The sequence below is a fragment of the Micromonospora sp. B006 genome, from assembly GCF_003408515.1.
In the GTDB taxonomy this organism is placed as follows: Bacteria; Actinomycetota; Actinomycetes; order Mycobacteriales; family Micromonosporaceae; genus Micromonospora; species Micromonospora echinospora_A.
In genome coordinates this window covers 1,176,956-1,190,910 of the sequence record NZ_CP030865.1, presented here as the reverse complement: position 1 = coordinate 1,190,910, position 13,955 = coordinate 1,176,956, and the positions used below count along the sequence as shown (strand labels likewise).

The window sequence follows — 13,955 nt, the reverse complement described above, 5'->3', positions numbered from 1 at the left end:
CGATCTCCCACCCGTCAGAGCGGGCCGGTCAGGAGCCGGTAGTGCTCCCGGAAGATCCGTCCGCCGCGCCCGCGCAGCAACGGGTCGCGCAGCGCCGGCGGCACGTCGCGGGTGCGGTTGCGGTCCCGGGTCCGGTCCCGCACCCAGCGGGTACGCGGACGGCGGCGACTCTCGTACGCCAGCAGCGCGGCGTCGACGCTGCCGGCGGCGCGCAGCGACTCGGCGAGCACGACGGCGTCCTCCAGCGCCATCGCGGCGCCCTGGGAGAGCGTCGGCGCGGTGGCGTGAGCGGCGTCACCGACGAGCAGCACCCGGCCGTGGAACCACCGCCCCAGCTCGACCTCCTCGGTGCGCTCGACGCAGACAGTCTCCAGCGCGTCCAGCACCTCCGGCACCGGGCCGCCGTAGGAGCCGAACAGCTCCCGCAGCCGGGCGAGCGGGTCGGCGGGCAGGTCGGTGCCGGCCTCGTCGGCGTAGCAGTAGAGCCGTCCGGCGCCGAGCGGCACCACCAGGAACCCGGCCCGCTGGCCGAGCAGGGCGGTCCAGTCGACGATCCGCGGGCCGCCGCGCACCAGGGCCCGGTAGACGACGTGTCCGGCGGGGCGGGGCGGGCCGCCGAGCGCGGCGAGCGTGCGTACCGCCGAGCGTGGCCCGTCCGCGCCGACGACCAGGTCGTACTCCGCGCTGGTGCCGTCGGTGAAACCGACCGCCACGCCGCCGGGCAGCGGGTCGCCGGTGCTGACCTCGGCGCCGTGCCGGACCGCGCCGCCGGCACCGGTGAGCAGGACCCGGTGCAGCTCGGCCCGGGGCAGCGCCCGGCACTCCCCCACTCCGGCCCAGAGCGCGTCGAGGTCGACCTCGCACAGCGGCGCCCCGGCGGCGTCGAGGAAGCGCTGCCGGCGGATCACCTGGCCGAGCGGGCGCAGCGGGCCGTCGAGGTCGAGCCGGCGCATCGCCCGGGCCGCGTTGCCCGGTAGGTAGAGGCCGGTGTCGGTCGACTCCGTGGGTGGCAGCCGTTCGGTGACGTCGGGCCGGAACCCCGCCAGGCGAAGCGCCCGGGCCACGGCGAGGCCGGCGATGCCCGCGCCGACGACGAGGACGCGCAGGGGTGAACCACCCATGGTGGGTTACGCCTCCGGAGGGGAACGGCACGCGTTGGAGGCAAGACATTACTCGCCGCAACCAGGCGGCGGAAGTGCCCGCTCGCCCTGGCGCGGGCCGCCGGTCGGCGGCGCACCCCGTCCCACCGGCAGGAATCCCGCCTCCATCTGGGGGAAGGGTGCGGCGGCCGCCGCCGGTCGCGCCACCGGCCGGACGCGGAGCGTTAACGAGCTCGGCGCATTTGCGCAATGATTCGAGACATGTAAATGTATTCCCTGCACCGTGGGAGCGCTCCCGTCCGCATCACCGACCGAACCGGCGCCGTCCCCGCGCCGAGTCAAGGAGCATCATGAAGCGTCCACTCAGGGCCCTCGCCGCGGCCGGCCTGCTGGCCGCCGGCACGATCGTCGCCGTAGCGCTCGGCGGCACCGCCTCCGCCGACACGCAGATCTGCGAGCAGTACGGCTCTACCACCATCGGCGGCAAGTACGTGGTGCAGAACAACCGCTGGGGCACCAGCGCCCAGCAGTGCATCAACGTCACCTCGACCGGTTTCTCGATCACCCGGGCGGACGGCTCCGCGCCGACCAACGGGGCGCCGGTCGCCTACCCGTCGATCTTCGTGGGCTGCCACTACACCAACTGCTCGCCCGGCACGAACCTGCCGGTGCAGGTGAAGAACATCAGCAGCGCCCCGTCCAGCATCAGCTACAACTACGTCAGCGGCGCGATCTTCAACGCGTCGTACGACATCTGGCTCGACCCGTCGCCCAAGCGGGACGGGGTGAACCAGATGGAGATCATGATTTGGCTCAACCGGCAGGGCTCGATCCAGCCCATCGGCTCTCCGGTCGGCACCGCCAACATCGCGGGCCGGACCTGGGAGGTCTGGCGCGGCAGCAACGGCTCGAACAACGTCATCTCGTACCTGTCGCCGTCGGCCATCCCCAGCTTCAGCTTCGACGCGCTGGCGTTCATCAACGACACCCGCAACCGGGGCGCGATCACCAACGACTGGTACCTGACCAGCATCCAGGCCGGCTTCGAGCCGTGGCAGGGCGGTGTCGGGCTGGCGGTCAACTCGTTCTCGCAGAACGTCAACACCGGCTCCAACCCGCCGCCGACCACGTCGGCGCCGACCACGCCGCCGCCGTCGGGCAACGCGTCGTGCACCGTCACCTACCGGGCGGCGAACGTCTGGAACAACGGCTTCACCGCCGAGGTGACGGTCAAGAACACCGGCTCCGGCACGATCAACGGCTGGACGCTCAACTACAACCTGCCCTCCGGGCAGACCGTCACCAACGCGTGGAACGCCACTGTCAGCCAGAGCGGCTCGGCGGTGACCGCACGCAACGCCGACTACAACGGCACCCTGTCGCCCGGCGCGTCGGCCACCTTCGGCTACCAGGCGACGCTCAACGGCAGCTACTCGGCGCCGAGCAGCTTCACGCTCAACGGCTCCACCTGCGCCCGCGGCTGACCGGCGCGTGACGAAGGGGCGCGGTCCGCACGGACCGCGCCCCTTTCCCGGTACGAAGCGTCAGCCGGCGAGCGCGTCGATGTCGCGCATCTCCTCGGCCGTCAGCGAGAACCCGAACACGTCGAAGTTGGCCCGGATGCGCTCCGGCGTGACCGACTTCGGGATGACCACGATCTCGTGGTCGATGTGCCAGCGCAGCACCACCTGGGCCGGCGACACGTCGTGCGCCTGGGCGATGCGGACCAGCACCGGGTCGGACAGGTCGCTGGTCTTGAACGGGCTGTACCCCTCCAGCGCCACCCCGCGGTCGCGGTGGGCGGCGTAGGTGTGCCTGTCGTACAGCGACGGACTCCACCGGATCTGGTTGACCGCCGGCGTCTCCTCGGTGGCCTGGATCAGCTCGTCGAGCTGCCCGACCGAGTAGTTGCTCACCCCGACGGCGCGAGCCAGGTCCTGGTCCCGCGCCGCGAGCATCTCCCGCCACACCGGGATGCTGTCGCCGGGTGCGGACGGCGGCCAGTGCACCAGCCACAGGTCGACGTAGTCGGTGTCCAGCGCGGCCAGGCTCGCCTCGATGGTCTCCCGCTCCCGGCCCACCCGGTCCGGCGGGAGCTTGGTGGTGATGAAGACGTCCTCCCGGCGCAGCCCGCTCTCCTTGACCGCCCGGCCCACCTCCTTCTCGTTGCCGTACATCGTCGCGGTGTCCAGGTGCCGGTAACCGGCGTCCAGCGCGTTGAGCACGGCCTCGTAGCCGGCCTCGCCGGTGGCCTGCCACGTGCCGAAGCCGAGCAGCGGGATCCGGACGTCGCCGGTGAGCGGAAGGGTGGGCTGGTCGCTTTCCATGTCCCCCGTTCTACCCCGGTTCGTCGCACACACACCGGCATCCCGGCGCGCACGGCACGTCTGGGGGAGGATGCGGGGATGGCGGACCGGCTGGACGAGTACCGGCGGAAACGGGACGCCGCGCGTACCCCGGAACCGGTGCCCGAGCGGGCGTCCGGCCGGAAGCGGTCCGCGCGGCGCGCGCCCCGTTTCGTCATCCAGCAGCACCACGCCCGGAGCCTGCACTGGGACCTGCGGCTGGAGCACGACGGCGTGCTCGCCTCCTGGGCGGTGCCGCGCGGCCTGCCCCGCGACCCGGGCCGCAACCACCTCGCGGTGCACACCGAGGACCACCCGATGGAGTATCTGACGTTCCACGGGGAGATCCCCGCCGGGGAGTACGGCGGCGGGCGGATGACAGTGCACGACACCGGCACCTACCGGGCCGAGAAGTGGCGCGACGACGAGGTGATCGTGGTGCTCGACGGCGAGCGCACGAAGGGGCGGTACGTGCTGTTCGCCACCGGCGGGCGGGGCCGGGACTGGATGATCAGGCGCACCGACCCGGCGCCGGAGGGCTGGACGCCGATGCCCGAGCTGGTCCGCCCGATGCGGCCCGCCGAGGGTGGGCGGCTGCCGCGCGACGCCGCCGCCTGGGGGTACGAGCTGCGCTGGGCGGGTGTGCGCGCGATGGCGTACGTCTCCGGCGGCCGGCTGCGGCTGCTCGACGGCGACGACGCCGAGGTCACCGGGTCGTACCCCTGGCTGCGGGCGATGGCCGAGGCGCTGGCCCCGGCCGAGGCGGTGCTCGACGGCGTGCTGGTCCGGATCGACCCGGCCGGGCGGGTCCGGCCGCCGACCCGGCGCGACGGGCAGTTCCTCGCCGTCGACCTGCTCTGGCTGGAGGGCGTGCCGAGCCTCGACGTGCCGTACGCGCAACGCCGTGACCTGCTCGACGGTCTGGCGCTCGCCGGTCCGCACTGGCAGACTCCGCCGTGGTTCCCGGGAGTCGGTGCGGACGCCCTGCGGGCCGCCCGTGAGCAGGGGCTCCCGGGAGTGGTGGCCAAGCGCCTCGACTCCCCGTACGAGCCGGGCCGGCGCAGCCGGCACTGGCTGAGCATCGACGCGAGCTGAGGACCACCGTGCACCTGACGCACCTGGAGTGCCCGCGCTGCGGCCGCGAACATCAGGCGGACGTGTTGCAGAACCTGTGCGGCTGCGGCTCGCCGCTGCTGGCCCGCTACGACCTCGCCGCGGTGGCCGCCACCGTCGCCCCGGAGCAGTTCGGGCTGCGCCCGGCCGACCTGTGGCGCTACCGGGAGCTGCTGCCGGTGGCCGATCCCCGGTGCGTCACCACGCTCGGCGAGGGCTGGACGCCGATGTGGCGCGCGCCCGCGTACGGCCACGAGATCGGCATCGCGGATCTGATCGTCAAGGACGAGGGGCTGACCCCGACCGGGTCGTTCAAGGCACGCGGCGCGTCGGTGGGCGTGAGCCGGGCCCGGGAGCTGGGCGTGGAGCGGATCGCCATGCCCACGAACGGCAACGCCGGGGCGGCCTGGGCGACGTACGCGGCGCGGGCCGGGATGGGCGCGACGATCGCCATGCCGCTGGCCGCGCCGACCATCTGCCGGGAGGAGTGCCTCGCCGCCGGCGCCGACCTGCGGCTGATCGACGGCCTGATCAACGACGCCGGCCGGGACATCGCCGAGCTGATCGCCGGGTCGGACGGGCAGATCTTCGACGCGGGCACGCTGCGCGAGCCGTACCGCCTGGAGGGCAAGAAGACCATGGGGTACGAGATCGTCGAGCAGCTCGGGTGGCAGGTCCCCGACGTGATCGTCTACCCGACCGGCGGGGGCGTCGGGCTGATCGGCATCCACAAGGCGCTGCACGAGCTGCGCGAACTGGGCTGGGTGGAGGACCGGCTGCCCCGGCTGGTAGCGGTGCAGTCCACCGGATGCGCGCCGATCGTCCGGGCGTTCGCGGCCGGCGAGGACCGGGTCACCCCGTGGACGGACGCGCGCACCGTCGCGTTCGGCATCACCGTGCCCGCCCCGCTCGGCGACGAGCTGATCCTGTCCGCGCTGCGCGAGAGCGCCGGCACCGCGATCGCTGTGGACGACGCGGAGATCCTCACCGACCTGCGCGACTTCGCCGCCCGGGAAGGGCTGCTGCTCTGCCCGGAGGGCGCGGCCTGCCTGACCGCCGCCCGGCACCTGCGGGCCGGTGGCTGGATCCGCCCCGGCGAGCGCGTCGTGGTGCTGAACACCGGCGCCGGGTTGAAGTACCCCGGCCTGGTGCAAGGAGGGGCCCCTTCTTAACGTCTCCGGTAGAGCAGGGGCCCCCGCTTAACACGTGCGCCGGGCGTCAGGACGTCGGCGGCTCGTCCTCGCCGGCCTCCTCGGCGGCGTCCGCCTCCTCCTTCGTCTTGTGCACCGCGCCGTCGGCGTGCTCCGGCGGGCCGTAGACGGTGTAGAGCACCAGCGGGTTCGGCCCGGTGTTGACGAAGTTGTGCTTCGTGCCGGCCGGGACGACCACGAGGTCGCCGGAGACGACCTCCTTCTTCTCCCCGGCCACCCGGGCCTCGCCGGTGCCGCTGACGAACGTGAGGATCTGGTCGATGCCCTCGTGGACCTCCTCGCCGATCTCGCCGCCCGGCGGAATGGTCATGATGACCAGCTGGGTGTGCTCCCCGGTCCAGAGCACGCGGCGGAAGTCGGGACTCTTCTCGGCGACTGTCGCGATCGTGAAATGCTCCATGGCCCGCTCATACCCCGTACGCACGCCCGCCACGCCGGGAGTCGCAGATGGTGGAATTCCCCACGCCGGCCGGGTTTGGATCCCGTCGGAAGGGGCATGTGCTGCCGACAAGACCGGTGCGGTACGGGCCGGTCGAGCCAAGTCCCCGCTGGCGTACCGCCTGTACGGCTGCGGCGGTGGGAGACGGCCGGAGCGCGGCGACGTTACGACCGGAGGTCGTGCGGCGCCGTGCGCTCGTCTGCGCGCCCGTTCCGGTCAGGCGAGCACGGCCAGGTGAAAGGGGCGGTCCGCGTGGCCGCTCGTGCCGTGCGTCTCCACGAAGACGGCGTTGGCGATGCCGGACCGGGGCGCGACGGTGATGACGCCCTGCGGTGCGAGCCCGCCGGGCTTCGCGGGACCGACGGTTCCGACGTACGCCGCCGCGGCGACGTCCTGGTCGAACGCGACCTGATACATCCCGGCGGCGAGCCGGGTGGCCGAGGTGGCGCCGAGCCCGCGTACCAGCGTGCCGTTGGCGTCGACCACCGCGAACAGCACGCGGGCGGTGGCCGGCAGCCCCAGGGCCGCACACGAGTTGATCTCGGTGTCGGCGCGCGCGGCCTCCCTCATGCTCGGGATCGGTTGGCCGATGGTTTCCCTCCTACCTCTGCGGCTGGGCATGCTGATCCTCTCTCCCGCCGGTACGCCGGCAGGAGGCGTTCGTGCGCGTCCGGGCGATCGTCGGCGGTCCCCCTCGGTGATTCCGACGCTATGTCGGCGCACCGCTCGGCAACCAGCCGCAGAACTGTCCGATCAAGGACAGTGGACGGCTCTGAGCTGCGGAAACGTCTGCCGCACCGGCGATCCGCGACCCCGCCTCGCAGGCCGCAGTGACATCGGCGGCCGGATCTGGCACCGGGCAGAAGTGGTGACGCAGAGCAATCGGCTGGCTACATTTAAGTATGGTGCAGTCGCTCCGAGGCCGACCGGCGGACCCGGTCTACCGCCCGGTGCTGGCCGCGCGGCGTGGTGAGCTGGAGGCGTTGTCCCATCTCGACGGATCCTCCGCCGCGCTGCTCGCACCGGTTCTCGACGTTCCGGCGGACGCGCCGTCCATGGTGGACTCGCTCGCGCGGCTGCCCGGCGAGCTGCTGCCCGCCGTCGACGTGTCGGCGCTTCCGGACGCCCCGGAACACGATCCGGCCCGCTGGGGCGTACCGCTGGTGCCGGTCATCGGTCTCGCGGACAGCGACCGGCGGCTGGCCGCGCACGGCGCTGCGGCGCGGGCCTGGACGCGCCACGCCGTCGTCCGGTTGCGCACCGGGCCGGACCGCAGCGGGCCGGACGCCGCGACGGCGGCGGCGGAGCGGGTGTGGCGGCTGACCGGCCTGGTACCGGAGCAGTGCGACCTGCTGCTCGACGCGGGGGACGTGTGCTGCACCGCCGACGTCCGGCTGGCCGAGCCACGGGTGCGGCGCGCGGCGGAATGGGCCCGGCGGCACGCCTGGCGTTCGGTGACGGTGGCGGCCGGCGGGATGCCGCCGGCCCTGTCCCGGCTCCCGGTGGACGAGCCGGTCCGGCTGGACCGTTACGACTGGTCGCTCTGGCAGCGCCTGGCCGACCTGGACCTCGGGTACGGCGACTACGGCGTGAGCTGCGCGGTACGCGGCGCGGACGAACCGGGCGACCGGGTGCCCACGCTGCGCTGGGCCACCGACGACGCGTGGTGGGTCTACCGCTGGTCGCGGCGCGGCGGGCGGGGCGACGAGCGCTTCGCCGACCTCTGCCGCACCGTGACTGCCGCTCCCCACTGGCCGGCCGCCGGAGCCAGCTTCTCCTGGGGCGACCACGAGATCGTCCGGCGGGCCCGGCGCGGCGCGGGCGCGGGTTCGCCGGCCAACTGGATCGCGTGGAGCACCTCCCACCACCTGGCGCAGGTGCTGGCCGCACTGGTCCGAGCCGAACGGGACCAGCGCGGCCGGGCGTGGTGGGCCGAGCCGGACGCCCCGGAACGGGGACGCACCGGCCGCTCGCCGCGTGGCGGGGAGTCCCGCCACGCCGGCTGACTCACTCCTTCTCGGTGAACCCGAACTGCACCACGCCCTCGTCGTCGACGACCGCGTCCACCGAGGTGTCGTTCAGCAGTTCGGCGGCGTCGGAGTCGAGGAAGATGCGCGCCCCCTCGGTGTCCACCACCTGGTCGCCCCGCACCGGCTCCGGCACCAGTTCGATGGAGAGCGAACCAGCCTCGGTGTCGGCGGCGATGCGCAGCCCGCCCGCGTCGGCGACGTCCTGCTGGGCGGCGAGGTCACGGATCACCAGGACGGCGTTGTCGGTCATGGTCAGCATCGCTGAACTCCTCATGGCTGGATGTCGGGATTCGCGTGGGCGACAAGGCCCACGTACAGGTCTTTTCCCTCCCTCGGCCCGGCGAATCCCTAGGCTGGGGGCAGGGACGGCGCACAGCGCCGCCACGTCTCCTGGCGATAACCTTTCACACCGGAGTCTTTCCCGCAGGAAATCTCCATGGCAGCATCGGCGCATGCATCGTCGCCTATTTCCCCGGGCGCTCGCGGTGCTGGTGCTGGTCGCCACCGCGGCCACCGCCGGCGCCACCACCGCCACGGCCGAAGCGCCCACCCCGGCGCAGACCCGGTTGCACGCCACCATCGACGCGATCCTCGCCGACAGCCGGCTCGACGGGGCGCAGGCGGGCGTGGTCGTCGTCGACACCACGACCGGCCGCACGCTGTACGACCGCAACGGGACGCGACGGCTCATCCCGGCCTCGAACACCAAGCTGCTCACCTCGGCGGCGGCGATGGAACTCCTCGGGCCGGGCCACCGCTTCATCACCGACGTGAGCGCCGACGGGACGCGCCGCGCCGGCATGCTCTCCGGTGACCTCTACCTGCGCGGCGGAGGCGACCCCACCATCCTCGCCGCCGACTACGACCGGCTCGCCGCGCAGGTCGCCGCGGCCGGCGTACGGGTCGTCGCGGGCAACCTGGTCGCCGACGACACCCGGTACGACAGCGACCGGCTCGGCCCGGACTGGACCTGGGACGACGAGCCCTACTACTACGCCGCGCAGGTGTCCGCGCTCACCGTGGCGCCGGACACCGACTACGACGCCGGCACGGTGATCGTCAACGCCGCGCCGGGAACACGGGCGGGTGCCCGGCCGAAGATCACCATGACGCCGGACAACGGCTGGCTGCGCATCGAGAACCGGGCCGAGACCGTCGCCGACGGCGAGACCACCATCTCGTTCGAGCGCGAGCACGGCGGCAACACCGTGGTGATGACCGGCCAGATCGCACTCGGCGCGGCCACCGAGCGCGACTGGGTGACGGTCTGGGAGCCGACCGGGTACGCGGCCGACGTGTTCCGGTCCGCGCTGCGCCGCCACGGCGTACGGGTGCTCGGGCGGACCGTGCTCGGCACCGCCACCCCGGACACCGCGAAGCCGCTGGCCCGGCACGACTCGATGCCGCTGGCCGACCTCATGGTGCCGTTCCTCAAGCTCTCCAACAACGGCCACGCCGAGGTGCTCACCAAGGAGCTGGGCCGGGTGCTCTCCGGCTCCGGCACCTGGGCCGCCGGGCTCTCCGCGATCAGCGGGTACGTGGGCGACGCCGGGGTGGACACCGGCACGCTGCGCCAGCGCGACGGCTCCGGACTGTCCCGGCGCAACCTCGTCCCACCCACCCAGTTCGTCACGCTGCTCTCGGAGGTCCGCGCCGAACCCTGGTTCGCCACCTGGTACGCCGCGCTGCCGGTGGCCGGCAACGCGAACCGGCTCGTCGGCGGGACGCTGCGCAGCCGGATGAGCGGGACCGCCGCCGCGAACAACGTGCACGCCAAGACCGGCAGCCTGACCGGCGCGTCAGCGCTCTCCGGTTACGTCACGAACGCCGACGGCCGGCTGCTGGCGTTCTCGATCGTGCTGAACAACTACCTGACCTCGTCCGTGAAGGGCCTGGAGGACCAGATCGCGATCGCCCTGGCCGGGCACACCGAGAGCGAGACGGCCGCCGCCCGGCGGACCGTGCCGGCCGCGCCGGAGTCGCCGCGCGTACCGGAGGGACGGGAGTGCTCCTGGGTCAAGCCGGCGCTCTGCTGACCGGGGCCGTACCGCCCCGGTGCTAGGCGCCGGGGCGGTACGGCTGCGGGCAGGCGGCGGGGTCACCCCGCTCGACGAGCGCGTCGATCTCGGCCGGCGGGAGCCCGCGCAGGGTGAGCACGCGGCGGCCCCAGCGGTGCAGCCGGCACGGGTGCGGGCTGGCGTCGTTGCGGCAGATGGTCCCGCCCGACCAGGCCCGCGGCGCGTGCACCACCACCGCCCGCACCGCGAACTGGACGTCCTCGACCGTCACGTACGGCGGCATCGGGATCTCGCGCAGGACGTCACCGTCGGCGCGCGGGCAGGCGGGGGCGACGGGAGCAGGGCCGGTCATCGGTCGTGCCTCCACAGAGGATGGTCGGACGGGAACAACGGAAACCTACGACGCCCGGCCGGTCACGCGACGGACAAACTGTCCCCGCTCAACGCAGCGCGACCGCCTGCAGGCTGACGTTGCCGCAGTCCCCGAGGGACTCCTCCACCGTCCAGTTCATCAGCAGCTTCGCGCCGCGCGGCCCGCGGAACTTGATCGTGAACTCGGTGGTGAGCGCGGTGTGCGGATCCTCCATCCGCAGCGTGGTGGTCGGGCCGCCGCTGGAGACCCGCACGTCGAGGCGGCCACGGGCCATCCAGAGCCCGGCGTACAGACGCACCGTGCGCTGCTGCCCGTCGGCGGCCACCGCCAGGTTGAACCCGCTGCCCCGGTGACAGGTGTAGACGCCGGACATGGTGCCGCTCGCCGACGAGACCGGGTTTCCGTCGCGCCAGGCGTACGCCTCGGGGTTGTTGCTGAAGCCCTGCCGCCGCCCCCGGCCGCCCTCGTCGCGGATCTCGCCGGAGCCGCCCCGCTTGCGGACCGTCCGGTCGGCGCCGGTGAGCCCCCAGTGGACCCAGTCGGTGGCGCCCACGGCGGTGAGGTCGACGGTGGCGGGCACCTCGGCGCGGCTGACCGCGACCGTCGACGGCACCGTGGGCGGTGTGGGACTGGGTGGGGGTGTGGACGGTGTCGGGCTCGGCGACGGCGGCCGCTGCCGGGGCCGCAACCCCGGATTGACCACTGTGTCGTCGGCTTCGTTCGGCAGCCCGACCCGGCCGGGCGGGGCAGCCGGCAGCCGGGCGTGCTCCTCGCGTGGCGCGTCGTGCCGCTCGACTCCGATGTAGAACGCCAGCGCCGCGAGGCAGAGCAACGCGGCGAGCCCTTCCAGCATCAGCCGTCGTCGGCGGCGCAACCGCCGCAGCGCGGACCGGGTACGCGGAAGGCCGTGGCGGTGCGAGCCGTGGCCGGCACGCGAACGGTCCTCCTGCCCCACCACACCCTCCGCTCCGGTCACGACGCCGGGAAAGACCGGAGCGCGACGGGCTTCACGGTGTCACCGGGCGGCTCTTTGCGCCATATGTCAGCCGACGGGCGTTTCCAGTTCGTTATCAAACGCCGGGAGCCGGGCGGCTCAGCTTACCGTGATCGCCTGCAACGCCACCCCGTCGTTGTGCCCGCCGGTCACCGTCAGGGCGCGCCAGGTGATCAGCAACCGCTCCTCCCGGGGCGCCCGGAAGCGGATGACGTACTGGTAGAAGCGGTCCCCGGCGGCGAGGGCGACCTCCTGGACGGCCGGATCGCCGCCGCCGGAGAGCGACACGTCGAGCCGCGCACCGGCCGAGAACGTGCCGACGAACAGCCGGACGGTACGCAGATCCCCGCTCCCGGTCACGGCGAGCGTGAAGCTCTTGCCGGCGCCCCGCTGGAAGACACCCGCCCGGGTGCCCTCCTCCCGGGCCGTCGGCACGCCGTCCACCCACCGAAGATCCGTCACCCCGGCGTTGTGCTCCAACCGCTCGCCGCCCGGGTCCTGGATCTCGCCGGTGCCGCGCAGCTTGCGCTGGACACTGTCCGCCCCGGTGCCACCCCAGTGCCGCCAGTCCCGCTTGCCGAGCACGGTGAGCGACAGCGACTCGGGCAGCGGCTCCAGCTTCAGGTCGAGCAGCGGCTCGCCGGGCGACACCGGGTCGCCGGGAACCGGCGCGACCGGCGCCTGATCGCTCGGCGCCGCCACGGGCGCGGTCTCCCGGGTCAACGGGGGCGGCGCGGGTGACCGGACCGCGTACGTCAGCGCCGCCACCAGCCCGGTCACGGCCATGCCCGCCAGCACGGCGCGGCGGCGCCGACGCCGGGCCCGGGCCGCAGCGACCCGGGTGGCCGGGGCATCCGCCGGTGGCCGGGCCGGGCCGAGAGTCCGGCTCAGCCGGTTCTTCGCCGCCCGGGCCACGGCGCGCAGTCGGACGCCGAACTTGCCGGCCAGGACGTCAAGCTTGCCGGTCAGGACGCCGAGGCGCGCCGGGAGGCTCTTCCGGGCGGAGTGGCGGCCCGGTCTCGCTTCCGCCTCGGCCTCTTGCGGCGGACCCGGTTCGGCCGGATCGTGCCCGGCGCCCGGTCGGACCGGCGGTGGAGCGGACAGGTGCAGTCCGATCGGAGCCGGCCCGACCAGCGGAACCCGGCCGCCGGGCGGGTTCGGAGCAAGCGAGCCCGGACTCAGCGGGCCCGGGGCGAGCGGAGTCGGCGCAGGTGGGCCGGGTGCGGTGGGGTCGGCCGGGAACGGGCCGGCGGCCGGAAGGTCGGGAGCGGGTGGGCCGGCGGTGCGCGGAGGCGGCCAGACAGCGGTACCGGGCGGATCCAGGTCCGCCGGAGGCGCCGGATCATCCTGGTCGGACGGTGAGCGGTCGCCGCCCGGCGGGGGCACCGGCCGGGGCGTGGCTGGATCGGTGTCCCCGGGTAGGCGGCGTGGACCGACGGGACGCTCCGGCGCGTCGGCCGCGTCGTCCGGCGTGGGCAGCCAGCCTCCGACCCGGATCCCGGTACGCGCGATGTCGTCCTCAGCCACCGACCCTCCCTCGGCCACCGGCGGCGAGCGGCCCGGCCCCGTGGCTCGCCGTAGGGAGAATGACACAGAACGCGATCTTGGAGAAGGCATCCACCCCCGCAATTCCCACGCCCTCCGTACTCCGAGCACCCCAACGGAAGAGATCTTGGAAGCTTTGCGCCCCCATAGGGGCCGTTCCGTACCAAGATCTCCCGCGACCCGGACACGCGGACCGCGCCCACCCCGTCGATCATGAGGTTGGCGGCGACAAATCGGGCGTCGGATGCCGTCAACTTCATGATCGACGCGGATCGGCGGGCGGAGGGCGCGGGCGTGCGGGGCGGGGCGGGGCGGGCGGGCGGGCGGCGGTCAGTGGCGGGTGCGGCGGTGCAGGCCTCGGGTCGGGTGCCAGCTCTCGATCAGGAGGTGGTCGGGCGGGTCGCCCACTCGGGTGAGCGCCACTTCGGTCAGTTCGATCCGGAAGCTGTGCGAGCCGTCCTCGGCGGGCGGCTCCTCGTGCGCCCGGCCGGTGATCTTCGCGTCCCCGTCCCAGGTGGACGGGTCGTCGGACGGGGCGTCCTCGGTGGGGCTGTGCAGCGCCACCCGGGGGTCGCGGCGCAGGTCGAGCGCCTTGACCGCGCCGGCCATGCTGCCCAGCCGCAGCTGCCCGTCGTCGCCGAAGTCGAACTCGGTGCCGCTGATCCGCGGCGAGCCGTCCCGCCGCAGGGTCGCCATCGTGCCGTGCTTGCGGACCGCGAACCGGGCGCGTACCCGCGCCGCGAAGTCGGGCTCGGCCGCCACCAGATCGGACCACCATGTCATGCCT

14 protein-coding genes are annotated in these 13,955 nt (G+C 73.8%); 5 read left to right on the top strand and 9 right to left on the bottom strand.

Annotation, left to right across the window (positions count from 1 at the left end; all coding sequences use genetic code 11):
• Window positions 1–14: 14 nt before the first annotated feature.
• Window positions 15–1,121: an FAD-dependent monooxygenase gene (locus MicB006_RS05825; protein WP_116504362.1), complete on the bottom strand. Its 1,107-nt coding sequence runs from the start codon at window positions 1,119–1,121 to the stop codon at window positions 15–17.
• Window positions 1,122–1,450: 329 nt separating this feature from the next.
• On the opposite strand from MicB006_RS05825, the gene MicB006_RS05820 reads away from it, so the two are divergent.
• Window positions 1,451–2,584 (top strand): cellulose binding domain-containing protein, encoded by a 1,134-nt coding sequence (locus MicB006_RS05820; RefSeq protein ID WP_116504361.1) that lies wholly within the window; start codon window positions 1,451–1,453, stop codon window positions 2,582–2,584.
• Window positions 2,585–2,644: 60 nt separating this feature from the next.
• Here the strand turns inward: MicB006_RS05820 and MicB006_RS05815 are convergent, their stop codons facing one another.
• Entirely contained in the window at window positions 2,645–3,427 is a 783-nt protein-coding gene (locus MicB006_RS05815; RefSeq protein ID WP_116504359.1) for an aldo/keto reductase, read from the bottom strand.
• Window positions 3,428–3,505: 78 nt separating this feature from the next.
• Here MicB006_RS05815 and MicB006_RS05810 point away from each other — a divergent pair, with 78 nt between their 5' ends.
• Window positions 3,506–4,540 carry a DNA polymerase ligase N-terminal domain-containing protein gene (locus MicB006_RS05810; RefSeq protein WP_116504358.1) on the top strand — a complete coding sequence of 345 codons (1,035 nt, stop codon included), beginning with the start codon at window positions 3,506–3,508 and terminating at the stop codon, window positions 4,538–4,540.
• An 8-nt stretch (window positions 4,541–4,548) separates the two neighbouring features.
• Window positions 4,549–5,730 carry a threonine synthase gene (locus tag MicB006_RS05805; RefSeq protein ID WP_116504357.1) on the top strand — a complete coding sequence of 394 codons (1,182 nt, stop codon included), beginning with the start codon at window positions 4,549–4,551 and terminating at the stop codon, window positions 5,728–5,730.
• A gap of 46 nt (window positions 5,731–5,776) precedes the next feature.
• On the opposite strand, the gene MicB006_RS05800 is transcribed toward MicB006_RS05805, so the two are convergent.
• Together MicB006_RS05800 and MicB006_RS05795 are read right to left on the bottom strand one after the other, a co-directional pair.
• The gene (locus MicB006_RS05800; RefSeq protein ID WP_013284343.1) at window positions 5,777–6,169 is read right to left on the bottom strand and encodes a cupin domain-containing protein; all 393 of its coding nucleotides are present in this window, start codon (window positions 6,167–6,169) and stop codon (window positions 5,777–5,779) included.
• 255 nt (window positions 6,170–6,424) lie between these two features.
• Window positions 6,425–6,778, bottom strand: a complete 354-nt coding sequence (locus tag MicB006_RS05795; protein ID WP_225980659.1) for a hypothetical protein — start codon at window positions 6,776–6,778, stop codon at window positions 6,425–6,427.
• Between the two features lie 332 nt (window positions 6,779–7,110).
• On the opposite strand from MicB006_RS05795, the gene MicB006_RS05790 reads away from it, so the two are divergent.
• Window positions 7,111–8,214 carry a beta family protein gene (locus tag MicB006_RS05790; protein ID WP_192900196.1) on the top strand — a complete coding sequence of 368 codons (1,104 nt, stop codon included), beginning with the start codon at window positions 7,111–7,113 and terminating at the stop codon, window positions 8,212–8,214.
• 1 nt (window position 8,215) lies between these two features.
• Here the strand turns inward: MicB006_RS05790 and MicB006_RS05785 are convergent, their stop codons facing one another.
• Window positions 8,216–8,497: an iron-sulfur cluster biosynthesis family protein gene (locus MicB006_RS05785; RefSeq protein WP_030501863.1), complete on the bottom strand. Its 282-nt coding sequence runs from the start codon at window positions 8,495–8,497 to the stop codon at window positions 8,216–8,218.
• 193 nt (window positions 8,498–8,690) lie between these two features.
• On the opposite strand from MicB006_RS05785, the gene dacB reads away from it, so the two are divergent.
• Entirely contained in the window at window positions 8,691–10,274 is a 1,584-nt protein-coding gene (gene dacB, locus MicB006_RS05780; protein WP_116504353.1) for a D-alanyl-D-alanine carboxypeptidase/D-alanyl-D-alanine-endopeptidase, read from the top strand.
• Between the two features lie 22 nt (window positions 10,275–10,296).
• Here the strand turns inward: dacB and MicB006_RS05775 are convergent, their stop codons facing one another.
• From MicB006_RS05775 to MicB006_RS05760, 4 genes are all read right to left on the bottom strand, one after another.
• Complete coding sequence (locus MicB006_RS05775) at window positions 10,297–10,608, bottom strand: hypothetical protein (RefSeq protein ID WP_116504351.1); 312 nt, start codon at window positions 10,606–10,608, stop codon at window positions 10,297–10,299.
• Between the two features lie 88 nt (window positions 10,609–10,696).
• Window positions 10,697–11,605 carry a hypothetical protein gene (locus tag MicB006_RS05770; protein ID WP_225980658.1) on the bottom strand — a complete coding sequence of 303 codons (909 nt, stop codon included), beginning with the start codon at window positions 11,603–11,605 and terminating at the stop codon, window positions 10,697–10,699.
• 117 nt (window positions 11,606–11,722) lie between these two features.
• Window positions 11,723–13,150, bottom strand: a complete 1,428-nt coding sequence (locus MicB006_RS05765; RefSeq protein WP_116504349.1) for a hypothetical protein — start codon at window positions 13,148–13,150, stop codon at window positions 11,723–11,725.
• Window positions 13,151–13,498: 348 nt separating this feature from the next.
• Entirely contained in the window at window positions 13,499–13,951 is a 453-nt protein-coding gene (locus tag MicB006_RS05760) for a pyridoxamine 5'-phosphate oxidase family protein (protein ID WP_116504347.1), read from the bottom strand.
• Between the last annotated feature and the right edge of the window lie 4 nt (window positions 13,952–13,955).

Excerpts from the sequence above, each read along its gene's own strand:
- MicB006_RS05810 (WP_116504358.1), top strand. The coding sequence starts at position 3,506 with ATGGCGGACCGGCTGGACGAGTACCGGCGGAAACGGGACGCCGCGCGT.
- MicB006_RS05775 (WP_116504351.1), bottom strand. The coding sequence starts at position 10,608 with ATGACCGGCCCTGCTCCCGTCGCCCCCGCCTGCCCGCGCGCCGACGGT.
- MicB006_RS05800 (WP_013284343.1), bottom strand. The coding sequence starts at position 6,169 with ATGGAGCATTTCACGATCGCGACAGTCGCCGAGAAGAGTCCCGACTTC.
- MicB006_RS05825 (WP_116504362.1), bottom strand. The coding sequence starts at position 1,121 with ATGGGTGGTTCACCCCTGCGCGTCCTCGTCGTCGGCGCGGGCATCGCC.
- MicB006_RS05785 (WP_030501863.1), bottom strand. The coding sequence starts at position 8,497 with ATGCTGACCATGACCGACAACGCCGTCCTGGTGATCCGTGACCTCGCC.
- MicB006_RS05815 (WP_116504359.1), bottom strand. The coding sequence starts at position 3,427 with ATGGAAAGCGACCAGCCCACCCTTCCGCTCACCGGCGACGTCCGGATC.
- MicB006_RS05790 (WP_192900196.1), top strand. The coding sequence starts at position 7,111 with ATGGTGCAGTCGCTCCGAGGCCGACCGGCGGACCCGGTCTACCGCCCG.
- MicB006_RS05760 (WP_116504347.1), bottom strand. The coding sequence starts at position 13,951 with ATGACATGGTGGTCCGATCTGGTGGCGGCCGAGCCCGACTTCGCGGCG.
- MicB006_RS05795 (WP_225980659.1), bottom strand. The coding sequence starts at position 6,778 with ATGAGGGAGGCCGCGCGCGCCGACACCGAGATCAACTCGTGTGCGGCC.
- dacB (WP_116504353.1), top strand. The coding sequence starts at position 8,691 with ATGCATCGTCGCCTATTTCCCCGGGCGCTCGCGGTGCTGGTGCTGGTC.
- MicB006_RS05820 (WP_116504361.1), top strand. The coding sequence starts at position 1,451 with ATGAAGCGTCCACTCAGGGCCCTCGCCGCGGCCGGCCTGCTGGCCGCC.